Source organism: Natrialba asiatica DSM 12278 (genome assembly GCF_000337555.1).
GTDB lineage: Archaea > Halobacteriota > Halobacteria > Halobacteriales > Natrialbaceae > Natrialba > Natrialba asiatica.
On the sequence record NZ_AOIO01000017.1, the window covers coordinates 46,706 to 71,515 of the forward strand.

A 24,810-nucleotide genomic window follows, 5' to 3' on the forward strand; every position below is an offset into this window, starting at 1 on the left:
CCATGAGTGGAGACACCGAAGACGATCACACTGACTCCAGTCACGACGAACTCGGGGACGAAATCGACACCGATATTTCGACGATGAGCGCTGTCCTCGGGGACACTTATCGAGGCGAATTGGATCGCGAGACGACCTGGCGGTCGAGACTCGACCAGACGACGACCTGGAGCGTCACCGTGATGGCTGCGATCCTCACCTGGGCGTTCTCGAGTGGCAACAATCCACACTACATTATTCTGATCGCCGTCCTGGTCGTAACGACGTTTCTGATGATCGAAGCCCGGCGCTACCGTGACTACGACGTCTACCGATCGCGTGTCCGCCTGATTCAGCAAAATCTCATCGCGGACGCGCTCGATCCCTCGGGTGAACTCGAACACGAAGACTGGCGACGAAAACTGAGCAACGACTACCGAACGCCCACGGTGAAAATCACGCTCGTCGAAGCCCTCCGAAACCGACTTCGGCGAATCTACCTCGCGCTGTTACTCATCTTGTTACTCGCCTGGGTTTTCCGGATTACCGCATTCGCAACTGGAGACGGCTTTCTGACTGTGGCCAATGTTGGGTCCCTGTCAGGTGTCATCGTGACGGGGGTCGTTGGCGTCTTCTATAGTATCGTACTGATCGTTTCACTGTGGCCCCGTGAACGTGAGGCGATGGGCGAGTTCAGAGACGGCGATGTGGGTGATTGGAAGGAGACGTAGTAATCATAGTTTCCGAAGAGCGTTCTTCACTGACAGGCGTCTCTCGCTTGGTGGCACGGGTAGTCTGCTCTTGTGCTCTCCTCATGTAATAAACCACATACCACTATACAAAATGAGCGATGAAGTACACTCACAGCTTCGGGATGTCGATTGCTACAAACCAATAGTGTACGAACAAGTCACGAAGAAATGGTCCTCTCATAGATCCTTATCTTTTAGATGCCCTTCAGTGGAACTGCCGCTCACTACACGTGCGATTGATCGCTTTTATCTGAACAGCGCTGGATCGCGAGTCTTATCTTGGAGTCAAAAAATTCTACATGCCTCCACAAAATATTCATATCTTAATTAAATGAACTCATCCATGGAGCGACGAACGGTGCTCGGGGTGGCGGGCGTGGTCGGAAGTTCGATACTGGGTGGATGCCTCGGTGCGTTTACCGACGGCGGCTCCGGTACCGGGTACCAGTGGCGCTACGACACGGGTGGTGAACTCGACGCCGTATCGCAGGGCGTGGTATTCGCTCGGGAGCGTTCCGACGGGCAGATCGTCGCACTTGATGCCACGACCGGCGAACGCCAGTGGGCGTACGGGGAAGTAGGAGGGATGGACGCCTACTCGGAACTCGCCGTCACGGAAACGGGCATCTACTTCGGCTACTGCACCGACGACGACTGCATCGGCCTGTACGCGCTCGATAGAGATGGCAAAGAGCGGTGGCGTGACGACACGGTGGGTGCCGGGCGAAACAGCCCGTTCGTTGTCGAGGGAATTGTCTACGTCGCCAGTGACGTCGGCGTCGTTCGAGCATTCGACGCGGAGACTGGCGAGGCCCTGTGGACCGACGGGGTCGACGAATCGGACAATATCACCAGCGGTTCCGGAATCGTCGACATCGCCGACGCCGTCTACGTTGAGAAAAACGCTGTTCTCGTCGCGCTCGACCGGGACGAGGGGGGTACACGCTGGCGATACGACCCCGGTGACGGAAACGAGCAGATCATCGATGCGACGGTCTCGAACGGCGTCGCGTATGTCGTGACCGGAGGGTGGGTTGCCGCGGTCGTCGACGGCGACGAGTTGTGGCGTCAGACCTTCGAGGCGGACGATGTGCAGACGGAGATTACGGGAATCGCATCGGACCGTCTGTTCGTGCTCGCTAACACCGATCGATACGAGTCCTATCTGTACGCGTTCGACATCACGACCGGTGAGCGAGACCTAGTGTCGGAATCACTCGAGCATCCGAATGAGGAGTCTGATCCGTTCGTGGACGTCCACGACGGGGTGGTGTACGTCGGCACGGACCGACTCCGTGCCCTCGAGGCGGAGACCGGCAGCGAACGGTGGAGTGTGACGGTCGACGGCGGCCCGATCTGGTCGATGACCTTCGTCGAAGAGAACGGGGCGGGAGATCACACTGCGTTCGTCCGCGCCGGAAAGAACCGACTCACCAGTGTCGACCTGGGCGGCGAGAGAACGTGGGAAGGGTCCGTCGACGGAACGATCCGGAACTATCTGGTTGGCGAATCCGTGTTCGTGGCGACGGACGAAGGAATCTACGCACTATAACGGTAGGACTCCTGATCAATCGACGCTATCGATAACTGCGGTACTGCACGCCGGTGATCGGTCGGACCACCGCTGACCTGTTATCAAACTTCAGAGTGGCCTAGTAACACCTCGTACGCCTGGAGCCGATTCAGTACTCAGACGAAAACCACGCTTGAGGCCACAGCACTCGTACTCTCCGCGAAATCTTGCGTGGGGAGCCGTCGTTTACTGTCTATCACCGGTCATCGCTGAACTACACCGGCCGATCCGGATACAAATTCTCAAATCGGGCTAATTTCTCTCTAATCTCGTAGCGGTGATAGATCCCGAAACCGTGACACTTCGGATCTGGCATGGGCCCCACACAGCGTCGCCATCACCGGTTGGCATAATTTCGGCTACTGATGATAGACAGAAATGGCTCCTAATGCGCAGTCTCACACGGAATTTAAACTATCGAATACGGACCGCCACAACCAGCATAGTCGGCTATAGCTGCTCGCTACGGGGTGCGTTGGATTATCGAGTCGCTTCAGCGACGAACTCTTTGACAATTCGCATTTCAGCCCGTTGAAGTAATTTGCTCATCGAGGATTTATTGATGTCAAACGTCTCTGCTAACTCAACGAGCGTACAGCGCCGAGAAGTCTCATAGTACCCCCGCTCGACTGCTTCGGTAAGGACCTGCCACTGGCGCTCCGTGAGCAACTCGCCCGGATCATGTGTGTGAGTAACCGATACGATTTCATACGGAATGCCAACTACTGATAATTCGTCTAAGTACTCTGAGAGCCCGTCCTGTGACCCTAGCAGTTCGGCCGAAAACCATCCGTCCTGAAGGATAACAGGGTACTGTGGAACAGTTCCGGACGTGAGAAGGACGTCGTATGACTCCGTCATCCGACTCGTGAATTGAAGTAACACTATCTGATCGTCCTCATGGATGACTTCGTACGAGTTCACTTGCGACGCGTCTTCGAAATGGTGATCGAGTGGTTCTCGACCGGTATGCTGTACTTCGACGATCCCAAGGAGACCCTCGCCCGCCGGAATGGTCGTTAGTACTTTGAATAGTGCGTCTGGCAACTCGGTTGAGAGAGTTGCCAACCAATCCTCTGCTGCCGCCGCATCGAGCTTCAACCGTAGGTGAGGCATCTTGTACCGGGATTGGTTCCGATCGCACTTAAATACGGAAACCGGTTTCCGGATGAGACTACGATAGGCGCGCGACTACTAGAATACACACATGAAATCGCGAGACGACAGTGAGCGAGAGATAACGAGTTCTCAATTCGATCTCGAAGGAACCACTGCAATCGTAACAGGTGCCTCGAGTGGAATTGGCGAAGTAGTCGCCGAGCGATTCGCCGCTGCGGGAGCCAACGTCGCGATCTGCTCGCGGGACCAGACGCATGTCGATCCCGTTGCCGAGCGAATCGAAGAGGTAGGCGGCAAGGCGCTTGCTGTCGAATGTGACGTGACCAACCGCGAAGCAGTGGAGGCCCTTGTCACCGCGACGGTCGACGAATTCGGCTCGGTGGATACCCTGATAAATAATGCCGGGACGAGGTTCATGACGGATTTCGATGCCATTTCGGCGGATGAGTGGAAGACGGTCGTCGATGTCAATCTCCACGGAACGTACCACTGTACGCAGGCAGCCGGCGAGTATCTTAAAGAGGGCGGTGGAACAGTACTTAACATCGGTCTCTCTAGCGCTGCAAGTCAGCGGGGAACGCCGCATCTGAGCCACTACAGCGCCGCAAAAGCGGCCGTGATCAATCTCACGACGACGCTTGCTTACGAGTGGGCGGGTGACAATGTCCGGGTTAATTGCATCGCCCCGGGATTCGTCGCAACGCCAGCTGTCGAGTCGGGAATGGGCATCTCTGCGGCTGAAATCGACCGTCACGAGGTCGAACGCCGGATTGCTCTTCCAAAAGAGATTGCTGATATCGCACAGTTCCTCGCGAGTCCCGCCTCGTCGCACATCGTCGGCGAAACGATCACCGTAGATGGCGTTCCGCGAATCGAAGAACCACCCTGATTGGTCACGAGTGAAACCGACTGCTCAGATGCCGCAGTGATACTAGTTGATGGAAGAAACGGTGACGCGTCGTTCGATGATGATCAACGGTGTCTCGAACGCGTGGATCGCTGCAAATCAGCGGCTCTTGGTGACTACTACGCGTCGTATCGCTCCCGAATTATCACTGATCGAGGAACAGACCGACAAGATGCGAGCGTTGCGCGCGGGTAACTGAAACGATTGGTGACTGAAGACCGGCCAATAGCGGACCCGAGAATGGGCGTGACCGTATCAGGGGTTGTTAGACACCGTTCTCATGCTGACTGGCAGGTCGGTTGCTGCGGTGGCTGAACCGAGTAACGGATCTTTCTCCGTTGCTCGAAGCGACCCCGCCTCGCTCTCCTGCAAAGACGAACGCGAGGGGTAGTTCGTTCCACAGACACCACTGCAATCATATCATATATCAAACTATGTTCCAAATTACACAGATCGAGTTCAATAGCCGTCTACCAGTTACTAATTCAACACCCACGAGAGTACACGACAAGCAGTTCGTCGGCAAGTGAGTTCCAGACAACTGAGACGAGTTCAGATCTCCCTCGCTACGGGAACCGCTGAAAGTCAGTGCACCTAACCGCACGATGGCTGTGCGATCGGTTTATAGACGGTTTCGGTTGTTACGATAGCCCGAAACGGCGCTCACTCACAATCACAGCCGCCCTGATCGAGCAGGTCTCTGATGGTATACTGCTGTTTGCAGTCCTCGCAGGTTACCGTCACGTTGACGAGGACGTTGAACTCGCCGATGTCGAGTACGTCGCCTCGTTCGAGCTGTGCAACCGTGTCTTCTGTCACCGCGGCAGTCCGGTTTCGGAGGGCTCCGAGTTTATCCCGGCTCCGTTCGAGTCGCTCCTCGTCACTCGGTGATTCGAGTGTCGTTTCGAGACAATCCGTCAGGTGATTATAGACCGTCTGGTGGGAGACGAAATTACTCTCTACCTCCTCGACCGGGATGGAATCTCGCTCGAGTTCTTTTCTCGTCTGCACACGGGTCCCGCTACTGACGTCGTCACCGGTCAGGAGTCGATAAGTGTTTTCGACCTCACCGTCCTTGTACTGGAGCCCCGCTTCGTCGAGGGCCGCTTCGAGCACGCGCTGATTGACGTGCGTTGCGAGATCGCGCGTGCTGTATCGTTCGTCCGTTCTATCGGTCCAGTAGCTGACGAGTTCATCGTCGAGTCCGTTCAGGTCGTACTGGGCCGTGATACGACCAACTTTGCAGCCACACGATGAACTCGCCGCTGTATCGAGAGTGCGCTCGGTCACTACTAGTGCGTAGTCGAGTCGGTCTAAAAAGCGTTCCGACCGTAGTATTTACACCAATACGGGCGTAATCGTCCCTGTTCACGGGGTGTGGTCGCTGCGTAATTCTCCGGTGGTTTTGCACGAAAGACATCGGCAGCGAACATAGATACTAGCTGGTGGACAATTCTACCCATACATAAGAATAATTATGTGATGTTTGAGCCATGGCCAGCAGGCCGGGGTTTACATTCGTAGGATTGTAAATCTCGAACGGAACTCAAACGCAGTCGGCGGATTATGAGCGTAGCGATTGTCGATCTCGAGCGGTAGCGGCGTTCAGTCGTGTTGCGACGTCGTGGTGATGAGTTGACTGGTAGGCAATGGCTCTTTCTCTTCTTCTTGCCTCTGTCATCTCTGTCCAGAGCCCGCGTCTCTTCGTGTCCCGACTCCAGTAACACCTGAAACGGTTTCCATACCGATCGGACACCCCTCGCGCGATCGGGTATGCAGTGACCTTCAGTGGCTACTGTCCCGTGCGACGAGTGCAACTGCAGCAAACACCAGACCCCAGTCGATTCGAGTGTCGTTTGCAGTCCTCAAAGAAATCGCTCTCATATCTGACTTCGTCGGCCGGTATTCTCGGTAGTGCGCGTACGCAGGTGTCTCTCAGCGCGGGGAGCGTTTATTCTAGCGACGAAACCACGTGACACCTCGCAACCGCGGACGAGTTCTATTTCATAGTCTCAAACCGACTATTCGTTTTCCGGACCGAGGTTCCGTGTATCACGTCTTGAACGGCGAATTAGTGCCCACGTGTGTATCGGTGACGAAGTGCACTTGCCCGTCGGTGGGGCAAACGTCCGCAACGGTTACCCCTCGGCTTGCGAGGCCATCGGGGCCGTCACCGAGCGTATCGGCTGAACGATGGACAATTTCAAAGACACGTAGCTAGCTCAGAGCCTTTCGGCCGGCATCACCGCGCAGGACGACTGAACCGTCCGGTTGGGCGAAACTGCTGACCAGGATTTCCGTTCGCGGCCGTTTGATAATCGCAAATACTTAACCATCCCATTGCGTAGACGCGGGTATGACAGCCGGTTCGACCGGGAACGACGGGCCGCGCCGGATCAAATCGGTGCAGACAGCGACCGACGTTATCGACGCCATTAAACAGCAACAGGGCGGCACGCTGGCCGAAATCACAGCAGATCTCGAACTGACGAAGGCGACCGTTCATACGTACCTCCAGACGCTCGTTGACTGTGGCTTCGTTACCAGAGACGGCGACCAGTATCGACTCGGGTTTCAGTTCGTGACGATCGGCGAACACGTCCGGAACGAAACCGATCTCTACATGGCCGGTCACAACGAGGTCGACGAACTCGCGGAACGGACCGGGGAGTATACACATCTCATCGCCGAGGAACGTGGCCGCGAGGTCGTCCTTTACGAGAGCCGGGGCGAGTTCGCCGTTGCGATGGACTATCATTTGCGGATGCGAGAGACGCCCCAGCATTTACACGATACTGCGGCTGGGAAGGCGATTCTCGCTCACCTCCCGGTAACGCGGCGGGACGAAATCATCGCGAATCTGGAGTTCGAACGCCAGACGGCGAATACGATTACGGACGCCGCCGAGCTACGGGAGACGCTTGCGGATATCCGGGACCGCGGATACGCGCTCAACGACGAGGAGGAGATTCGGGGGATGCGAGCGGTCGGCGCGCCGGTGCTCGGCCCGACCGAAACCGTCGTCGGATCGGTGAGCGTGACGGGACCAACGAGCCGACTCCAGGGAGACCGGTTCCATTCGGCGGTGCCAAAGCAGGTCATCGAAACCGCGAATCTGATCGAGGTCACCCTCGAAACGGCACAGTTCGACCGGTAAGCGACGGATCGGCGTGGTACGAGTTCATCGGGCCTCGTTCAGTTTTCCGGCGAGGGCGAACCTGTAGAGAGAAAAAAGATATATGATTGTGCCCCGGAGTCGTTCGTACGATGGATATGGTTGCGATCGAGCAGGCAAGCGTATTTCGGTGCGGTAACGTCGCGAATAGAGACGAGTTCAACGCAGGGCTGAACCGATGACGGGTGACCACGACGGGACGACTGCCCGAACGGTCCGCGTGCTCGGTGCGCCCCTCGATCTCGGTGCGAACCGGCGCGGAGTCGATATGGGTCCCTCGGCGATTCGATACGCGGATATCGAGGCTGAACTCGCTGCTGCCGGCATTAACTGCACCGATGCCGGCGATCTGAGTGTCCCGCGACTCGAGACGAGCTCGGCAACCAGCGGGGAGACGACGCGGAACGCGAACTATCTGGACGAGATCGGGCAAGTAACCGAAACGCTCGCGACCGAGGTCGCCGGGACGATCGACGAGGGTGCGGTACCGCTCGTCCTGGGCGGGGACCATGCAGTCGCGATGGGATCGATGTTCGGAGCGGCACGCAACGCCGAGGACGGTATCGGGGTCATCTGGTTCGACGCCCACGGCGACTACAACACGCCCGAGACCTCCCCGAGCGGGAACGTCCACGGGATGCCGCTCGCTGCGGCCCACGGTCGCGGCGAGTTCGCCGATGTCGAGTGGGCCGACACCCCGGCTGTGAGCGAGGAAAACACCGTCCTCGTCGGGATTCGAAGCCTGGACGACGAGGAGCGGGTGGCGCTTCGCGAAAGCGAGGCGACCGTCTTCACCATGCGCGAAATCGACGAGTGCGGCATTACTGCCGTCGTCGAGGATGCACTCGAAATCGCAACTGACGGCGTCGACGGGATTCACGTCAGCCTGGACCTCGACTGGCTCGACCCGACGGTCGTTCCGGGGGTCGGCACGCCGGTCCGTGGCGGCGTGAACTACCGCGAAGCCCACGCGGCGCTCGAACTCGTCGCCGAGCGCGATCGTGAGTCCGATTTGCTGCGGTCGATCGACGTCGTCGAAGTGAATCCGATCCTCGATCGGGACAACCGGACTGCCGAAGTCGCGGCTGAACTCGCTGCGAGTGCTTTCGGGAAGCGAATTTTGTAGTGTCTCCTCCTTTCCGCCACTTTTTCCTGCTTTCCTTTTCTTTCCTGCTTTCTTCCCGCGACTGTTGTGTGCGTTTCGGGTACGGAATCCGCGTGTTTTAAGCACCCTGGTGAGTACACTCAAGGCATGCAACGTGAGACAGCGGTGCCGAACGTCCAGCAACTGCCGGGACCGGTCGCCTCCGAGTGGGTCGAGTACCACCAGCAGTCGGCTGCGACGAGTACGTACGTCTACGACTTCGTCTGGGATAGTACCGCCGACGCCGAGGGACCCTTCTGTACGGATCCGGACGGCAACGTGCTCCTCGATTTCACGAGTCACGTCGCCGCCGCACCGCTCGGGTACAACAACCCGCTGATCGCGGACAAACTTCGAGAGTTCGATCTCGTCGACCCCCTGAAAATCGCCGGGCAGGACTTCTACGTGAGCACCGGCGGGACGCCCGAGGAAGCCGAGCTGCCGGGGCCCGCCCATCTGATGGACAAACTGACCGAGATCACGGCTCACTACGACATGGATACCGTCTTCCTCTCGAACTCCGGCGCGGAGGCGGTCGAGAACGCGCTGAAGGTGTGTTACGATCACTGCGAGCAGCCGAAGTACGGGCTGACGTTCGAGGGCGCGTTCCACGGACGGACCCTCGGCGCGCTCTCGTTGAACCGCTCGAAGGCGGTCCACCGGCGGGACTTTCCCGAGCTCAGCGGCATCCACGACGTTCCCCACAGCCTCGAGGGGGTCGAGCGCCTGCGAGAGAAACTCGATCCCGACCACGGCCACATTCCACCCGAGCAGGTCGCCTTCCTGATCCTCGAACCGATCCAGGGCGAGGGCGGCTACCGCGTCCCCGACGGCGAGTTCATGCGCGCGGTCGACGACCTCTGTACCGAACACGACATTCCGATCATCGCCGACGAAATCCAGTCCGGCGTCGGTCGCACCGGCGAACTGTGGGCGTCGGATCACTACGAGTTCGAACCGGACGTGATCACGGCCGCGAAGGCGCTTCGCGTCGGCGCGACGATCTCCCGATCCGAACTCTTCCCGGACGAGGAGTCGCGACTCTCTTCGACGTGGGGTGCCGGCGATATCATCGCCTCCATGCAGGGGACGCTCACCCTCGCCGCGATCGAGGAACACGATCTGCTCGCCCACGCCGAACGACAGGGCGAGGCGCTACTCGAGCGACTCGCCGATCTCGAGGCGGCACACGAGGCCGTCGTCGACGTTCGCGGCCTCGGACTTATGACGGCGGTCGAGTTCGATACGGCGGACCGCCGCGACGAAGTCGTCGATGCAGCGCTGCAACGCGGTTTGCTCACGCTCGGTTGCGGGACGAAGACGCTTCGCTTGCTCCCGCCGCTCGACGTTCGCGATCGTGAACTGGATATCGCAGTCGACCTGCTCGGTGAGGCCGTTGCTTCGGTCGAGCCTGTTTCGTCGGCGAACTGAACAGCCGGTATCGGTGATTGATTCGGTAGTTCCTCGTCGCTCACCGGTTTCACGTTCGATTAGGGATTGTGGTTGCTACAGGTGTCGGTGACCGCTACCTGTCGCTGACTGCTCGAGAGCGGTCGAAACGGGACCACGTCTCGATACGACGCCTCGGAACACCTACTGGAGATTTCTCTGTGACAAACACGGCTTTGGTCTGGAAACACCGTACTTGACACCCGAAAAAACATCCCCACGTATTCGATCTAGCAATTTGACCATCAGATAGCTAGAAGAAATCGAGATCCCGCTGCCGACCAGTAATTTCGTTCACACTCTCCACGAACAGTACTCGGATCGATGATCTCCACGAACTCGTGGCACATTTGCTCCACTCGGCACGCGAACCGACACGCGGTAGTCGTCGAGGTCATGTGTCTCGGCGTCAGCCATCCGTCGGGTGACGACCCGAAGTGTCTTTCATCGAGTGCAACGCGATCTGATTGCGCCCCGTCTGTCGGCCGCAACTCGTCTTTCCGTACCCTGTGGGTCGTCGATCTCGCTCGTTTAATACAAAATATAAGACGAAAACAGCATCTTATTTAGGCGAGGAATACCCTTAGAGTACTAAGGTGAATACTCGCTATGGATACGGAGATCACTCGTCGACGGGCCGTCATTGCAACTGCTGCCGTCTCGGTCGGTGGAATTGCATTCGGCGGTATTGCAGCCACTCGCGTGCTTGATGGCGGGGATTATGAAGCCGCATCGAAAACGTTCACCGCGACCTACGATGTCGACGAGGTTTCGATCGAGAATAGCCTTTTTCCTGAAGAACCACAGTATGGTCCACAGTAATCAGACTCGATCCACGCTGTAAGACGAGTGTGACCGAGACCAATGTCGTGTTTTGGGATGTCCCATCGTATGCATCGAAAGTCCAATCTCATCTACACAATCTCGGAGGATGGTTTTGATGCGTGTCTTACTTGCAGATTGGGTGCATTAGAAATATCCGGCCGGTAAACTTGCTCGCGTAAGTGCCTACACAATCAATTAGCGGGGGCATTTGGTGAGGTCCAGACAGTCATATCAGGACCAGCCTCGACCATTCATAGAACGCCTACTTCTGGGATATAGACTCTGTGGAGAGAGTATCCATTTCCTAATCGCCACCGACCCGTTCGGCGACAAGAACACCCACTTGGTCATGCACACGCTCGACTGCAGTGACCACGAATCCGACGTCAGTGAGTACGTCCACGAGCATCCCGACGGTAGCCGCATCGATCCCGTGGCCGAATAGCGGTTCCTCAGGGTCGGTTGAGCCGAAGAACATCGCGTCACCGAGAACGAACCGACGCGGGCCGAGGTCGGCGATGGCCTCGATAGCCTCGTGCTTTTTCTCGTCGGGAAGGTGGTGAAGGGCGAAATTCGAAACGACAACGTCCACGTCGCCGTCGTATTGCGGGTCGCGAAACTCGCCATAGCCGAACTCGACGTTCTCGATGCCGCCGTCGGCGGCTTTCGACCGCGCCTGCTCTATCATTCCGTCACTGATGTCGCGACCGACGACGTGGCCGGCATCTCCGGCCAACGCGAGCGCGATTAAGCCCGTCCCCGTTCCGAGGTCGAGGACGACGTCGTCGGGGCGAGGGTCGGCGTGTTCGATAACGAGTGTGGCGCACGCATCGTAGATCGGCTTCTCTTTGCTGCCGTGTTTGTCGTCGTACTGATCGGCGATTTGTGAGAAACGATCGGCGAGGTCATCAATGGGTTCGTCCATTATTGTCGCCCCCCTTCGAAGTCTTCCTTGGAAAGTTCCATATTCACGGTCGTGCCGATTGCGTATCCATCGGAGACGGCGGACGGGATGGATGGAGGAGCCCCGCTAGAGGCGTCCCCAGCGATGAACAGCCCTTCGACCGACGTGAACCCCATTCCACGCTGAGACCGCGTTGCATCGACGAGTCCAGCCTGATTCACTTCGAGACCGAGCTGCTCTGGGAGCTCGCTGTGTTGTTCCATTGGTGGTGGGTAGAATAGAGCGTGGCGAGCTACGTCGCGGCCATCCGCGAGGGAGATGCTTTCGAGATTGCCATCGGAGCCGTTGAGTGCGGTAATCGGTTCGTCTTCGATTCCGATTCCTCGCTCGACGAACATCGACCGCGATTCTTCATCGAAGACGTCCTGCCCATCGGTGAACACGACGAGGTCCTCACTCAAGTTGTAGATGAGCTTCGCGTAGTCGACCATGTGTTGGTTCGTGACCATCACGCCGAGCGGTTCACCACGGACTTCGTATCCGTGACAGTAAGGACAGTGATGCACGCCACTCCCCCAGAACTCCTCAAAGCCGTCGGTATCAGGAAGATCATCCCTGACACCAGTCGCTAGTACGACCTTCCGACTCGTGACGGTCTCGCCGGAATCAAGGGTGCTGATGAATCCGTTGGTATCCCTGCTGACATCCGTTACTTTTATGTCTCGAAGCTCACCTCCGTATTTCATAACTTCTTCACGACCAAGACCGCGAAGTTCCTCCGGCGGGATACCATCCCTCGTCAGGTAACCATGGGCTTCAGTTGCTGGCCCATTACGGGGTTCGCCGTTATCGCAGACCAAGACGCTGCGGAGCGAGCGCCCTAACTGGAGGGCTGCACTCAAGCCCGCAGGCCCGCCTCCGATAATGAGAACGTCGTATTCCAAATCACTGCCATCAGTTGTTTGCATATCTAATGCAATGAGGAACGTAGTGATAAGGCTGTCGCTGTCGGAGACGAGCGCCGTCAAATGAATTAAGGTGCAATATTAGGGCCTGAATCCACATATTTCTTCATAGAACGGGTTCGACCAAATCGATCAAATGCTCAGCAGGAATTCTGGGTCCGCAGAAAGATTGTATCAATAGTGCAAACCTTATATGGGGGCAGTACCAATTCTCGATACCAATGCCAGACGCCGTACAAAAGCAACTCCAGAACGAACGGGAGTGGGAAGATCTTCTTGACTGTATATTCGGGTTGAATAAGCTCGACAGAGGTGTCTTTAGACTGTTAGCGGAATCTTCTGAGCCGCTTACCGTGGATCATATTGCAGAGTTCATCGAGAAAGAGCGGACGACTGCGTACCGTTCGGTCAAACGACTCGAAGAAGCGGGAGTTGCTGTGCAAGAACAAGAAAGCTGTCCGAAGGGAGGCTATCATCACGTGTATCGAGCCTCCGACCCGGACGAGATAGCAGACGAACTCCAACGAATGCTCAACCAGTGGTACGCTGAAACTGGACAACTTATTCAAGAATTCCGTGACGCGTATGCCGAGGATCATTCCCCCGAAACAAGTCAATAGCTTCTCACTCTTGGTATTTGATTGCAGGACAAACTAATGGGAGACCGTGATCGACGATCGACCGACGCATTCGTCGCTGCTCTCGAACTCCGCAAACACCTCCGTGAAGGCATGGAGTTCTGTACTCCACTTCCCATGTAGCCATTCGAGTCCCCACTATCGAACTCAAATTCAGAATAGCCCGCCTCTTGGGAGTTCCTGTATTACACGCTTCTAGTCATTAGTTGTCTGCTCAAATCATTCTGATATGAGTATTTCCTCTGTAGTGAACGCTTCGGTCGATCGTCGGGATGAACGTTCCTCTTGTATTGGCCGTTGAGCCCGTCCGCGAGAGTTCGGCGTGGGACGAGAACCCACCGAATCAGATTCATCGGGTTGTCCGGCGGCTCGTTCGACGCGCACAAGAGTTCGTCTCGATTGAGACGGTTCTCTACGACGCTGAATTCGACGCGAAGCCGGTCTACCAGACGCTGTCGAATCTAGGCGTGAACTACCTGGTCCAAAGCGGACGTTCAACGCATAGCGAGCAGCTATCAAGCGGGTGAGTGAGGACGGCCAAGACGCGGCCGTCGAATCGGCGACAGTTCACACTGACCAGGGATCGCACGCGATGCAGTTCTTGGACGTTCCTTCCACGAAAGGAGACGGAACAACAGTATTCGCAACGAATCTCAGGGTGAGGCCAGCTGAGGCCGAGGCGTTCTGCAAGCGATACAGCCGCCGATGGCAGATTGAGAACGAGTATAAGAGCATCAAATACGACTTCTAGCGAAAACTTCCTCGAAAGACTACCGTGTCAGGCTCTTCTACTTTGTGTTCGCGGTGCTACTGTACAATCTCTGGCGATTGACTGATTTCCTCCCTGAAAGCACGAGTTGACGGAGACGTTGACTACCCACCGGTTCTGACCGCCGGAGAATGTGTTGAGTTAGCGTCCGCTGCGCAGATCCCGGCTGATTAGCTGGTTGAACCCATTCGGTTCGCTTTTCGTGGGTGAAAACGCTCTCTGAGCGCAGAAAGTTGTACTGATTCCTTCATCTACAGGGTTTGGTTCGGCAATCGACTCTTCCTATCGAATTGGATGGATTGGCTCACCGTCGGCTCGAAAATAAGCAAGCACTGCGTGTCCTCCGAAACTGTGTGCATCTACTGCCGGGAGATTCTATATATTGCTATAGAATTCATATCGGTTGATTAGCGACGGGATCGCGTATTTGACGGCTCACTCTTGCCGAACGATATGTGTGGATGAATAACACTCAGCGCTGCTGAATACATGAGTACAACTGTAAATAACGTATGCCACCTTCGGTCAACGGGTCTCCGTACTGGCTGTACACCAGCACGTCACCGATACTGGAAGCCGTTTTCGGCACAGTCGGATTGCCAAACGTACAGCAGTATCTCGATGATGGCCCGTACGATCCATTAAACGGGCTACATCCGCTGTACTGGAATCCGACTCTTTCGGAACCGTCTCTTAGCACTAATTCTTCCGGTATCGTTCATCGGTCACCCACGTACTGCAATGATGGCCGATCCGATGGAGACGATCGGACCGAAATACTCGAAATAGTTTCCGGCACAACCGAAACACTTCTGTGGATAGTTCGTGGTAGTCGTCATAATGACAAACACCCCTAATCGGTCCGTCGAACGGGCCTTCAGGATCGTCGACGAACTCTCGGAGAACGGCGGCGGCCGAGCCTCCGAACTCGCGGCTCGACTCGAGATGCCGGTGAGTACCGTCCACGACTACCTGCAAGCACTCGTCGAAACGGGGTACGTGACCGCCGAGAACAAGGAGTATCGGACGTCGACGCGGTTTCTCGAGGTCGGCCACCGCCAGCGCCACCGGCTGGAGGTCGTCAAAGCCGTCCGCGACGAACTCGCGACCGTCGCCGACGAGACCGGCGAACACGTGACGCTGCTGATCGAGGAGCACGACCAGGCGGTGATCCTCGCCGTCCAGGAGGGACCGGATGCGATCAACCTGTTCGCCTATCCCGGCGCGCGGATGCCGCTTCACGCGACGGCACCCGGCAAGGCGATGCTGGCTCACATGACCGACGGGCGCGTCGCTGAACTCGTCGATCAGGGGCTCGTCGAAGTAACGTCCCGGACGGTAACCGACCCCGACGTACTACTCGAGCAACTCGAGACGGTCCGACAGCGGGGCTACGCGGTCGACGAGGGCGAGCGCATCGCCGGGATGGTCTGCATCGCAGCGCCGGTGCTCGACAAGCGCGAGCAGATCCAAGGGGCGATCTGCGTCTGCGGTCCCGAGAGTCGCCTCGGCGAGACGCGCCGTGAGGAAATCGCGGACGTCGTCCAGCGCGCGGCGAACGTGACGCAGGTGAACCTGGATTACGTTTGAGCAACCTCGTTAGCGGCCGACGAACTCGGGGTCGTCATCGCCGAAGAAGGCGCCGAGTCCGCGCCGGTAGTCCTCCGTTCGGGCCGCCGCGGCGATCGCGTCGGTTTCGGCCGCGAGCTGGGCCTCGAGTTCACGACCGTAGCTCTCGGTCAGGAGTCGGCTCGCGGCTCCGAGCGCCTGGGTCGGCCCTGCCGCCAACTCGTTCGCGAGTTCAGCAACGTGCGCATCGAACTCGTCGGTGGGGACGACCTCGGTTGCAAGACCGAGGTCGACGGCTTCCTCGGGGCCGATCGGCCGGTCTCGAAGGACGATTTCCTTCGCGTTCCGGAGGCCGACGAGTCGCGGCAGGAAGAAGGTTGAGCCGCCGTCGCCGGTCAGTCCGATGCCGGGGTAGGCAAAGCGCAGGGTCGCGTCTTCGCCGAGGACGAGCAGGTCGGGCATCAGCGCGAGGCTGAAGCCGATTCCGGCGGCGATACCGTTGACGGCACCGACGACGGGCGTTTCGGCTTGGTGGAACTGGACGATCGCCTCGTGGGCGCGGCCGGCGAGTTCGCGGAGGCGCGCGGCGTCGGCCTCGTCGCCCTCGAGTTGGGCGAGGTCGGCACCGGAGCCGAAGAACTGGCCGGCGTGGGTCAGCACGATACAGCGCGTCTCCCGGTCCTCGCCGAGGGTCGTCGCGACCGAAACGAGTTCGTCGGCCATCTCGAGGGTGAGCGAGTTCCGTCCGGCCGCGCTGTCGAGCGTCACCGTCGCCACGCCGTCGTCGTGATTGACGGCGAGGTTTTCGTAGTCGGTCATGTCAGTCAGCGATTCGTGACGGTGGTGGTTAACTGTTATCGTCCATCCGAGCACGGCACCCAGCCGCTGCCGCGTGGTTTACACAGTGATCCGAGCCGGATCTATTTCCGACTCTGCCGGAACGAGAGCGTATAGGCCGGCCCAACCGGTTCGTTTCCTGAAAATCGGACACTTTAGTATCCCGCTCACGAATATTCGACCATGGAACTGACGAGCGAACAGGAACTCGTTCGGGATACCGTTCGGGAGTTCGTCGAAAACGAGGTCGGGAGCGACGTTCGCGAAGCCGACGAGACCCAGACGTTCCCCGAAGACGTGTGGGACGGGCTGGCCGAACTCGATCTGACGGGGCTTACGGTCCCCGAGGAGTACGGCGGCATGGACGTCGACGAAGTGACCTACAGTATCGTCAACGAAGAACTCGCCTACGGCCACCTCGCGGTGGCGACGGCGCTGTCGGTCCACTGTCTCGCAACGTCGTGCATCCGCGAGTTCGGTTCCGAGAGTCGCCGGGAGGAGTGGCTCCCCGAGATGGTCTCGGGTCGTCCCGTCGGCGCGTTCGCCCTGTCGGAACCCGACGCCGGCTCGAACCCGGCGGAGATGACGACGGAGGCCGTCCGCGAGGGCGACGAGTACGTCATCAACGGCAAGAAACAGTGGATCACGAACGGCGAACGGGCGGGCGTGGTCGTCCTCTTCGCGAAGACGGACAGGGACGATCCCGAGACGGTCACCCAGTTTCTGGTGCCGAAGGACACGGCGGGACTCGAGGTCGGCAAGAAGGAGGACAAACTGGGCCTGCGGGCGAGCGACACGACGACGCTCATTTTCGACGACGTGCGGATTCCGGCCGAGAACCGGCTGACCGAGGTCGGATCGGGACTCAAGGCCGCCTTTTCGATCCTGACCGGCGGCCGAATTGCGATCGCGAGTCAGGCGGTCGGCGTGGCGCAGGCGGCGCTCGACGCCGCGGTCGCGTACGCGAACGAACGCGAGCAGTTCGGCCAGCCGATCATCGAGCACCAGGCGATCGGCCACAAACTCGCGGACATGCAAACCGACGTGCAGGCGGCTCGCCTGCTCACGCGGGACGCCGCGCGGAAGAACGAAGACGGCGTCGATCCGACGGCCGCGGCCATGGCCAAGTACTTCGCCAGCGAGGCGGCGGTCGACGTGGCCAACGAGGCCGTCCAGGTCCACGGCGGCTACGGCTACACCAAGGACTTCGACGTCGAGCGCTACTACCGCGACGCGAAGATCACGACGATCTACGAGGGCACCAGCGAAATTCAGAAGAAGATCATCGCGCGCGACCTCAAATCGCGCTGAGGTACAGCGTTGAGAGACGACCGCAGCGTTACTCGTACTCGTAGAAGCCCCGTCCCGCTTTCTTACCGAGCTCGCCCGCCTCGACCTTGCGCTTTAAGAGGTAGGCCGGCTGGTACCGATCCCCGAGTTCGTCGTGCAGCGTCTCCGAGGCGTGCAGGCAGATGTCCAGGCCGATGTGGTCGGCCAGGGTGAGCGGGCCCATCGGGACGTTCGTTCCGAGTTCCATCCCGGCATCGATGTCTTCCTTCGTGGCCACGCCCTCGTCGTAGGCCCGGATGCCCTCGTTGATCCAGGGCATCAGAATGCGGTTCGTGACGAAGCCGGGCTTGTCGTCCGATTCCCACGTCGTCTTCCCGAGGTCCTCGGCGAACTCGTGGGCCAGGTCGACGGCCTCGTCGCTCGTCTTCTCGCCGACGACGACCTCGACGCCCTCCATGATCGGGACGGGGTTCATGAAGTGCAGGCCGACGACCCGCGCCGGCCGGTCAGTCGCGCTCGCGATCGAGGTGATCGAGATCGTGCTCGTGTTCGTCGCCAGAAGCGTTTCGGCGGCGACAGTGTCGTCGAGTTCGGCGAAGATCTCGCGTTTCACGTCGAGATCCTCGAGTGCCGCCTCGACGACGAGATCGCAGTCCGCGAGGTCGTCGAGGTCGGTGGTGCCCTCGATTCGGTCGCGGATCACGTGGGGGTCGTCCGGGAGGGCGTCCCGGTCGTCGAGACGGCCGAGGCTCTCGTCGATCGAGTCGAAGCCGCTGTCGACGAACTCCCGTTTAATGTCGCGCATGACGACCTCGTAGCCGTTCGTTGCGGCGACCTGTGCGATGCCGTTGCCCATCGTCCCCGCGCCGACGACGCCGACGCGGTCTACCGTCTCCGGGGTCCGGTGCATACGCAACCTCTGCTGTCACGAGCAGTATAAGTGTGCCGACTCGCTGGCTGAGCGGTCGACCGCGCGAACGCGAGGGCAGTTAGCCGTGCTGTGCCTGTTCCTGTTCGCGGAGTTCGATCCGTCGAATCTTCCCGCTCGAGGTCTTCGGCAACTCGTCGGTGAACTCGATCCGGCGGGGGTATTTGTAGGGTGCAGTCTCCGCTTTCATGAACGCCTGCAGTTCGTCCGTTAGCTCCACGGTCCCCTCGTAGCCGTCGGCGAGGATCACGTAGGCTTTGACGACGCTCCCGCGCTCCTCGTGCGGACTCCCGACGACGGCCGCCTCGGCGACCGCGTCGTGGCTGACGAGTGCATCCTCGACTTCGAAGGGACCGATCCGGTAGCCCGAGGAGATGATGATGTCGTCGGCCCGTCCCTCGAAGAAGAAGTAGCCGTCTTCATCCTGTCTCGCGAGGTCGCCCGTCCGATAGAACTCCCCCGAGAGCTTTTGTTCGTCCAGATGGGGTTTCTCGTAGTAACCGTCGAAGATCGCCGGCGAGCCGACGGGCACCGCGATTTCGCCGATTTCGCCCGCCTCGACTTCCGCTTCGTCGTCGACATCGATGATGGTCGCGCCGACGTCCGGCGTCGGCTTCCCCATGCTGCCGGGCTTGACATCGATCCCCGGATAGTTCGACACGAGCGCAACCGTCTCGGTCTGGCCGTAGCCGTCGCGCGGGGTCACCCCCCAGGCGTCCTCGATTCGCTCCATCGGCTCCCGATTGAGCGGTTCGCCCGCCGAAAGCGCATCGCGCACCCGTACGTCGTACGCATCGAGGTCCGCATTAGCCAGCATCCGGTACTGCGTCGGAACGGCACAGAGCTTCGTGACGCCCTCGGTTTCGAGGATCTCGAGGAACGTCTCGGGCTCGAACTCGCCGTCGTATATGAGCTGGGTCGCGCCGGTCGTCAGCCCGACGCCGACCGGGCTCCAGAACCACTTCGCCCAGCCCGTTCCGGTCGTCGCCCACAGGAGTTCGTCCGCGAGTTCAGTCTCGTCGTCGATGTTCCACCAGTGGGGCGCGTTGATCCGATTGAAGCAGTACATCCAGCGGTGTTTGTGCAGGACGGGTTTCGGCTTGCCCGTCGTCCCGCTCGTGTAGTTGATCGACATCGGGTCCGCGGCGCCGAGGTCGGGACCGTCGTAGTCGGTCGGCTGGTCGGCGAGGACCGCCCGGACGGAGGTCCAGTGAACGTCGCTCTCGCCCGCTTCCCCATGCTCGTCTGCAAGCGCAGCATCGTCTCCGTCTAGTACGATCACCCGCTCGATCGGCGTCTCCGAGAGCACCGGCTCGACCATGTCGGTCAGCGACTCGTGGACGACGATCGTCGTCGCGTCGCAGTCGGTCGCCCTGAACTCGATGTCGTTCGCGCGCAGCATCGACGAACAGGGGACCAACAGCGCCCCGGTCGCGAGCGCGCCGAGTTGGATCGCGAACGCGTCCGGATGGCGCGGGAACAGGTGCATCACTCGGTCGTCCTTCTCCACCCCGAGTTCGGCTAGGCCGTTCGCAAAGCGGTACATATCGTCCCGGAGATCGGCGTACGTCCGCTCGCGTTGTGCGCCCGTCGCATCGCGGAAGTAAACGGCGGCGCGGTCGCCGAACGACTGGGCGTGCTCGGCAACGCGCGCCGTGACTGTGTATGACTCGGGAATCTCCCACTCGTCCACCGCGGTCGTATCGGTCGCCATGGGCAGTAGGTATCACACCACATGTCTTTATGGTTTCGACACCGATCCCGGGACGGTCCGAGTCGACTCGTACTCGCCACCGGTCGAAATGATCCGAGATGGCCGTCCCCGCCGCTGGCGGACGACCGTTCAACGAGTAACAACAAGACTTTAGATTCCTGCCAGACATATCCTCACTAATGTTCGACCAGGAAGAGATAGACCGGATTCGCGAACGGCGCGAGCAGTGGACCGAGGAGACGCTCGAGTCGACCCTCGACCACCGCGGCGAGCGCCAGAATCGGTTCGCGACGGTCTCGAACCACGAGGTCGACCGCCTCTATACGCCCGACGACATCGCCGAACTCGACTACGAGGACGATCTGGGATTCCCCGGCGAGCCGCCGTACACGCGCGGCCCGTATCCGACGATGTATCGCGGACGCACGTGGACGATGCGCCAGTTCGCCGGCTTCGGGACGGCGGAGGAGACGAACGAGCGGTTTCACTACTTGATCGATCAGGGCCAGACGGGTCTCTCGACGGCGTTCGACATGCCGTCGCTGATGGGGATCGACTCGGACCACCGGATGAGTCAGGGAGAGGTCGGCAAGGAGGGCGTCGCGGTGGACACGCTGCGAGATATGGAAATCCTCTTCGACGGCATCGATATCGGCGAGGTATCGACCTCGTTTACGATCAACCCCTCCGCGGCGGTCATCTACGCGATGTACATCGCGCTGGCCGACCAGCAGGGCGTTCCGCGCGATGAGATCCGAGGAACCTTGCAGAACGACATGCTGAAGGAGTTCATCGCGCAGAAGGAGTGGGTCGTTCCCCCGCAGCCGTCGCTCGAGGTCGTCACCGACACGATCGAGTTCGCCGTCGAGGAGACGCCGAAGTTCCACCCGGTTTCCATCTCGGGCTACCACATCCGCGAAGCGGGATCGACGGCGGCCCAGGAGGCCGCGTTCACCCTCGCGGACGGCTTCGCCTACGTCGAGGACTGTCTGGACCGCGGCCTGGATGTCGACGAGTTCGCGCCGCTGCTGTCCTTTTTCTTCAACTCGCACAACTCGATCTTCGAGGAGGTGGCGAAGTTCCGCGCCTCGCGGCGGATTTACGCCCGCGTCATGGAGGAGTGGTACGACGCCGAGCGCGACGAGTCCAAGCGGCTCAAGTTCCACACGCAGACGGCCGGCCAGTCGCTGACCGCCCAGCAGCCGCTCAACAACATCGTTCGGGTGACGATTCAGGCGCTGGCGGGCGTCTTCGGCGGCACGCAGTCGTTGCACACGAACAGTTTCGACGAGGCGCTCGCGCTGCCGACCGAGAAGGCGGTCCGAGTCGCCCTGCGGACCCAGCAGATCATCGCCGAAGAGTCCGGCGCGGCCGACATCGTCGATCCGATGGGCGGCAGTTTCGCGATCGAGAAACTCACGAACGAGATGGAAGCCCAGATCACGGCCTACCTCGAGGAGATCCAGGAGATGGGCGACGGGTCGATCCGCGACGGCGTTCTCGACGGGATCGAGCAGGGGTACTTCCAGCGGGAGATTCAGGACTCGAGCTACGAGTACCAACAGCGCGTCGAGCGCGGCGAGGAAGTCGTCGTCGGCGTCAACGAGTTCACGATCGAGGAGGATACGTCGCCGGAGATCCTCGAGATCGACGAGACGACGCGGGATCGACAGCTCGAGCGGCTCGAGCGGGTCAAGCGCGAGCGCGACGACGAGGCGGTCGAGGCGGCGCTTGCGGCCCTCTCGGACGCGATTCCGACGAACGAAAACGTCATGCCGTACATCGTCGATGCGGTCAAGACCTACGCGACGATGGGCGAGATCATGCAGGTGTTCGAGGACCATCACGGTGCGTATCAGGAGGAACTCAGCCCGGTTTAATACCGGATCTACAAAATATCTGTTGTACCGACATACGTCGGAGGGAGAGAACGAACCTGAGTGCTGCCGTTGAATTCAATATCCGACGTAAATCGCTCTTTGAGGCATTATAGTGGCTAATTCAGTGAAAAAGTTGACCGTGAACGAACGATATGTGTTGAACGGAGAGACGATCTGAATTGGGACGAGAGCCCTTGAAATGCGTATAGAACGCAGACACCAGATGAGGCCATCTGCTATTGCGAATAGTTCTGCGTTCTGTGAGATCGGCAGAATAGAATTATATCATATACATCATTGACCTATCGGGTAAGTTCGGATCCGACCGGTACCGTCCAACTGTCTGAGAGGTACTTTTCGGCGATGAAGACGAGTGCGAAGACGGCGATGCCAGCAACCTGGGCAAACAGGGCCGGGTAGACCATGATGAACGCGCCGAGCCAGAACAGGCCGAAGCGGATCGGGATGGTGTACTGGCGGTCGAAGTAAAACGGATAGTTGAGCCCGTAGATGATCGTCACCGCGCCGAGCAGGACGGCACCGGCCGTGATTAGCGACTGGAGACCGAGTGCGGTCGAGACGAGTTCAGGGTGGTAGATGAACGACAGGGGGAGGACGAAAAGCGGCGCGGCGATCGTCATCGCGGTGGCGCACGTTTCCCAGAAGTTGGATTCGGCGATGCCGGCGGCGACGACGACGGCGATGGCGACGGGCGGGGTGACGCCGGCCATGACGGCGGCGTAGAACACCATGTAGTGGGCCGCGAGTTCGGGGACGCCGAAGTCGTTGACGAACGCCGGAGCGACGAGGGTGGAGGTAATCACGTAGGCCGCGACGGTCGGCATGCCGATGCCCATGACGATACAGACGAGCATGCCGAGGATGGCGGCGATGAACAGGACGCCGCCGGAGATGTCCATCAGCATCAGCGCGATCTTCGAGGGGGTGCCGGTCACCATCAGCAGGTCGACGATGCCGTTGACGGCGGCCAGGATGATGGCGATCGGCGCGAGGATGATCGCGCCACGGCGAAAGCCGGCGACGGTGTTGCCGAGTTCGGTGACGAGCGAGTCGACGATGCGGGACCGGCGGACCGAACGGAGGCGCGGGCTTCGGGGCGACGGCCGGTCGTCGAGTTCGACGGTCGCGGATCGGCGTCCGGTGGCGACCGCGTAGATCGACTGGAGCACGGGGGTCGCGATACCGAGGCCGATCATGGTGGCAATGGTCCAGAGGGCGGACGTCGCGACGGTCCACTGCAACACGCCGAGCAGGGCGATCAGGACGACGAAGGGGATGCCGAATCGAATTCCTTCAACGAGTTTGTCCCCGCGGGTGAGCCGATTGTCGAAGAGGTCATCGAACTGCAGGTCCTGGCTCCCGACCTCGCGAATCGAGGTGTAGTGGACGCCGATGACGATGCTGGCGACGAGGATCGCGGCGGGCAGCAGTCCGGCGGCGATGACGTCGACGTAGGCGATCTGGAGGAACGAGGCCATCACGAACGCCGAGGCACCCATGACCGGCGGCAGGACCTGCCCGGAGGTCGAGGCCGTCCCCTCGATCGCGGCCGCCGTCCGCGGGCGGAGGCCGCTGTCGATCATCGTCGGAATGGTGAACGAGCCGGTCATCCCGGCGTTTGCGGCGTAACTGCCGTTCACCGAGCCGATGATCGCGCTCGCGAGGACGGCGGTCTGGGCGACGCCCGATTCGATGTACTTCGAGCTCGCGATCGCCACCCGAAGGATGAGATCGAACGCGCCGTAGGCGAACAACAGTCCGGCGTACAGGAGAAACGGCGCGATCAGCGTGGCCGTAAGCTGCGTCAGCGAGCCGAAGAACCCGCCGAGATCGGTGATCAGAACCTGCAACATGTACCGCGTATCGATTCCGGCGTGGCCGAAGATGCCGGGCAGCATCCACCCGTAGAGGGCGTACAGGATCGCACCGACGACGAGACCGAGGAAAATCTTCCCGTAGGACCGCCAGGTCAGGTACAGGATGACGGCGACCACCAGCCAGGCGAGGTGGTACTCGTGCTCCAGCGCCCGTCCCTGCCGCTGCTGGTAGACGGCTTCGAAGTTCGTAAACAGGTAGGCGCAGGCGACGATCATCACGCTGGCGCAGGCGATCAGTATCAACAGATCGAGATCGTCGCCGGCTTCGATCGATCCAACCGCCTCGTTGAGGATGTACAGTACCAGAATGCTGCCGAGGAACACGACGGCGTACTGCGCTCGGCTCAGCGTGCCGGGTGAACTCGCCCAGAAGAGGACGATTCCCCAGAAGAGCAGCGCGCCGATCGTGATCGCGGAGTTGAGGTATCGGAGCGTTGTTTCTCGAACGGTCGTCGGTGTCGGTTGTGCTGTCGTCATGGTTGCAGTGGTGGGTCA

19 protein-coding genes and 1 pseudogene are annotated in these 24,810 nt (G+C 59.7%); 12 read left to right on the forward strand and 8 right to left on the reverse strand.

All coding sequences use genetic code 11. From position 1 onward, the window contains the following. Window positions 1-2 precede the first annotated feature (2 nt). Both C481_RS05310 and C481_RS05315 read left to right on the forward strand, forming a co-directional pair. Window positions 3-710 (forward strand): DUF2270 domain-containing protein, encoded by a 708-nt coding sequence (locus C481_RS05310; RefSeq protein WP_006108096.1) that lies wholly within the window; start codon window positions 3-5, stop codon window positions 708-710. 364 nt (window positions 711-1,074) lie between these two features. Continuing rightward, on the forward strand, window positions 1,075-2,283 hold the full coding sequence (locus C481_RS05315) for an outer membrane protein assembly factor BamB family protein (RefSeq protein ID WP_006108097.1): 1,209 nt from the start codon (window positions 1,075-1,077) through the stop codon (window positions 2,281-2,283). A 501-nt stretch (window positions 2,284-2,784) separates the two neighbouring features. Here C481_RS05315 and C481_RS05320 read toward each other — a convergent pair. Beyond that, window positions 2,785-3,420: a helix-turn-helix domain-containing protein gene (locus C481_RS05320; protein ID WP_006108098.1), complete on the reverse strand. Its 636-nt coding sequence runs from the start codon at window positions 3,418-3,420 to the stop codon at window positions 2,785-2,787. Between the two features lie 91 nt (window positions 3,421-3,511). Here C481_RS05320 and C481_RS05325 point away from each other — a divergent pair, with 91 nt between their 5' ends. Beyond that, window positions 3,512-4,312 carry an SDR family NAD(P)-dependent oxidoreductase gene (locus C481_RS05325; RefSeq protein ID WP_006108099.1) on the forward strand — a complete coding sequence of 267 codons (801 nt, stop codon included), beginning with the start codon at window positions 3,512-3,514 and terminating at the stop codon, window positions 4,310-4,312. 681 nt (window positions 4,313-4,993) lie between these two features. Here the strand turns inward: C481_RS05325 and rdfA are convergent. Then, window positions 4,994-5,620, reverse strand: a complete 627-nt coding sequence (gene rdfA / locus C481_RS05330) for a rod-determining factor RdfA (RefSeq protein ID WP_006108100.1) — start codon at window positions 5,618-5,620, stop codon at window positions 4,994-4,996. 1,066 nt (window positions 5,621-6,686) lie between these two features. On the opposite strand from rdfA, the gene C481_RS05335 reads away from it, so the two are divergent. The 4 genes from C481_RS05335 to C481_RS22105 all read left to right on the forward strand — a co-directional run bounded on the left by C481_RS05335 (window position 6,687) and on the right by C481_RS22105 (window position 10,920). Then, window positions 6,687-7,487: an IclR family transcriptional regulator gene (locus C481_RS05335; RefSeq protein ID WP_006108101.1), complete on the forward strand. Its 801-nt coding sequence runs from the start codon at window positions 6,687-6,689 to the stop codon at window positions 7,485-7,487. A gap of 196 nt (window positions 7,488-7,683) precedes the next feature. Further along, window positions 7,684-8,631, forward strand: coding sequence for an arginase (gene rocF / locus C481_RS05340; RefSeq protein ID WP_006108102.1), 948 nt, complete (start codon window positions 7,684-7,686; stop codon window positions 8,629-8,631). 126 nt (window positions 8,632-8,757) lie between these two features. Then, window positions 8,758-10,080 (forward strand): class-III pyridoxal-phosphate-dependent aminotransferase, encoded by a 1,323-nt coding sequence (locus tag C481_RS05345; RefSeq protein WP_049904448.1) that lies wholly within the window; start codon window positions 8,758-8,760, stop codon window positions 10,078-10,080. Window positions 10,081-10,707: 627 nt separating this feature from the next. After that, on the forward strand, window positions 10,708-10,920 hold the full coding sequence (locus tag C481_RS22105; RefSeq protein ID WP_006108104.1) for a hypothetical protein: 213 nt from the start codon (window positions 10,708-10,710) through the stop codon (window positions 10,918-10,920). A gap of 307 nt (window positions 10,921-11,227) precedes the next feature. On the opposite strand, the gene C481_RS05355 is transcribed toward C481_RS22105, so the two are convergent. Both C481_RS05355 and C481_RS05360 read right to left on the reverse strand, forming a co-directional pair. Next, window positions 11,228-11,848 (reverse strand): class I SAM-dependent methyltransferase, encoded by a 621-nt coding sequence (locus C481_RS05355; RefSeq protein WP_006108105.1) that lies wholly within the window; start codon window positions 11,846-11,848, stop codon window positions 11,228-11,230. Next, window positions 11,848-12,795: an NAD(P)/FAD-dependent oxidoreductase gene (locus C481_RS05360; protein ID WP_006108106.1), complete on the reverse strand. Its 948-nt coding sequence runs from the start codon at window positions 12,793-12,795 to the stop codon at window positions 11,848-11,850. Before C481_RS05360 ends, C481_RS05355 begins: the two co-directional genes overlap by 1 nt. 218 nt (window positions 12,796-13,013) lie before the next feature. Here C481_RS05360 and C481_RS05365 point away from each other — a divergent pair, with 218 nt between their 5' ends. The 3 genes and pseudogenes from C481_RS05365 (at window position 13,014) to C481_RS05375 (ending at window position 15,789) form a co-directional block, all read left to right on the forward strand. Beyond that, window positions 13,014-13,412 carry a helix-turn-helix domain-containing protein gene (locus tag C481_RS05365; protein WP_006108107.1) on the forward strand — a complete coding sequence of 133 codons (399 nt, stop codon included), beginning with the start codon at window positions 13,014-13,016 and terminating at the stop codon, window positions 13,410-13,412. Window positions 13,413-13,690: 278 nt separating this feature from the next. Then, window positions 13,691-14,373, forward strand: a pseudogene (locus tag C481_RS23185) (transposase); the annotation flags it as partial. A gap of 666 nt (window positions 14,374-15,039) precedes the next feature. Further along, on the forward strand, window positions 15,040-15,789 hold the full coding sequence (locus C481_RS05375) for an IclR family transcriptional regulator (protein WP_006108108.1): 750 nt from the start codon (window positions 15,040-15,042) through the stop codon (window positions 15,787-15,789). 9 nt (window positions 15,790-15,798) lie between these two features. Here C481_RS05375 and C481_RS05380 read toward each other — a convergent pair whose 3' ends face one another. Beyond that, entirely contained in the window at window positions 15,799-16,587 is a 789-nt protein-coding gene (locus tag C481_RS05380; protein WP_006108109.1) for an enoyl-CoA hydratase/isomerase family protein, read from the reverse strand. A 201-nt stretch (window positions 16,588-16,788) separates the two neighbouring features. On the opposite strand from C481_RS05380, the gene C481_RS05385 reads away from it, so the two are divergent. Further along, complete coding sequence (locus tag C481_RS05385) at window positions 16,789-17,916, forward strand: acyl-CoA dehydrogenase family protein (RefSeq protein WP_006108110.1); 1,128 nt, start codon at window positions 16,789-16,791, stop codon at window positions 17,914-17,916. A gap of 28 nt (window positions 17,917-17,944) precedes the next feature. Here the strand turns inward: C481_RS05385 and C481_RS05390 are convergent, their stop codons facing one another. Together C481_RS05390 and C481_RS05395 are read right to left on the reverse strand one after the other, a co-directional pair. After that, window positions 17,945-18,805, reverse strand: a complete 861-nt coding sequence (locus tag C481_RS05390) for a 3-hydroxyacyl-CoA dehydrogenase family protein (RefSeq protein WP_006108111.1) — start codon at window positions 18,803-18,805, stop codon at window positions 17,945-17,947. A 79-nt stretch (window positions 18,806-18,884) separates the two neighbouring features. Then, the gene (locus tag C481_RS05395; RefSeq protein ID WP_006108112.1) at window positions 18,885-20,537 is read right to left on the reverse strand and encodes an acyl-CoA synthetase; all 1,653 of its coding nucleotides are present in this window, start codon (window positions 20,535-20,537) and stop codon (window positions 18,885-18,887) included. Window positions 20,538-20,716: 179 nt separating this feature from the next. Between C481_RS05395 and C481_RS05400 the strand changes: the two genes are divergently transcribed. After that, window positions 20,717-22,417 carry an acyl-CoA mutase large subunit family protein gene (locus tag C481_RS05400; RefSeq protein ID WP_006108113.1) on the forward strand — a complete coding sequence of 567 codons (1,701 nt, stop codon included), beginning with the start codon at window positions 20,717-20,719 and terminating at the stop codon, window positions 22,415-22,417. A gap of 302 nt (window positions 22,418-22,719) precedes the next feature. Here the strand turns inward: C481_RS05400 and C481_RS05405 are convergent, their stop codons facing one another. Further along, window positions 22,720-24,792: a TRAP transporter permease gene (locus tag C481_RS05405; RefSeq protein ID WP_006108114.1), complete on the reverse strand. Its 2,073-nt coding sequence runs from the start codon at window positions 24,790-24,792 to the stop codon at window positions 22,720-22,722. Window positions 24,793-24,810: the final 18 nt, after the last annotated feature.

What these genes read in the sequence shown, in the direction of transcription:
- C481_RS05315 (WP_006108097.1), top strand. Translation starts at nt 1,075, where the DNA reads ATGGAGCGACGAACGGTGCTCGGGGTGGCGGGCGTGGTCGGAAGTTCG.
- C481_RS05380 (WP_006108109.1), bottom strand. Translation starts at nt 16,587, where the DNA reads ATGACCGACTACGAAAACCTCGCCGTCAATCACGACGACGGCGTGGCG.
- C481_RS05320 (WP_006108098.1), bottom strand. Translation starts at nt 3,420, where the DNA reads ATGCCTCACCTACGGTTGAAGCTCGATGCGGCGGCAGCAGAGGATTGG.
- C481_RS22105 (WP_006108104.1), top strand. Translation starts at nt 10,708, where the DNA reads ATGGATACGGAGATCACTCGTCGACGGGCCGTCATTGCAACTGCTGCC.
- C481_RS05375 (WP_006108108.1), top strand. Translation starts at nt 15,040, where the DNA reads ATGACAAACACCCCTAATCGGTCCGTCGAACGGGCCTTCAGGATCGTC.
- C481_RS05360 (WP_006108106.1), bottom strand. Translation starts at nt 12,795, where the DNA reads ATGCAAACAACTGATGGCAGTGATTTGGAATACGACGTTCTCATTATC.
- C481_RS05405 (WP_006108114.1), bottom strand. Translation starts at nt 24,792, where the DNA reads ATGACGACAGCACAACCGACACCGACGACCGTTCGAGAAACAACGCTC.
- C481_RS05335 (WP_006108101.1), top strand. Translation starts at nt 6,687, where the DNA reads ATGACAGCCGGTTCGACCGGGAACGACGGGCCGCGCCGGATCAAATCG.
- C481_RS05385 (WP_006108110.1), top strand. Translation starts at nt 16,789, where the DNA reads ATGGAACTGACGAGCGAACAGGAACTCGTTCGGGATACCGTTCGGGAG.
- C481_RS05310 (WP_006108096.1), top strand. Translation starts at nt 3, where the DNA reads ATGAGTGGAGACACCGAAGACGATCACACTGACTCCAGTCACGACGAA.
- C481_RS05325 (WP_006108099.1), top strand. Translation starts at nt 3,512, where the DNA reads ATGAAATCGCGAGACGACAGTGAGCGAGAGATAACGAGTTCTCAATTC.
- C481_RS05365 (WP_006108107.1), top strand. Translation starts at nt 13,014, where the DNA reads ATGCCAGACGCCGTACAAAAGCAACTCCAGAACGAACGGGAGTGGGAA.
- C481_RS05355 (WP_006108105.1), bottom strand. Translation starts at nt 11,848, where the DNA reads ATGGACGAACCCATTGATGACCTCGCCGATCGTTTCTCACAAATCGCC.
- C481_RS05395 (WP_006108112.1), bottom strand. Translation starts at nt 20,537, where the DNA reads ATGGCGACCGATACGACCGCGGTGGACGAGTGGGAGATTCCCGAGTCA.
- C481_RS05345 (WP_049904448.1), top strand. Translation starts at nt 8,758, where the DNA reads ATGCAACGTGAGACAGCGGTGCCGAACGTCCAGCAACTGCCGGGACCG.
- C481_RS05400 (WP_006108113.1), top strand. Translation starts at nt 20,717, where the DNA reads ATGTTCGACCAGGAAGAGATAGACCGGATTCGCGAACGGCGCGAGCAG.
- C481_RS05390 (WP_006108111.1), bottom strand. Translation starts at nt 18,805, where the DNA reads ATGCACCGGACCCCGGAGACGGTAGACCGCGTCGGCGTCGTCGGCGCG.
- rocF (WP_006108102.1), top strand. Translation starts at nt 7,684, where the DNA reads ATGACGGGTGACCACGACGGGACGACTGCCCGAACGGTCCGCGTGCTC.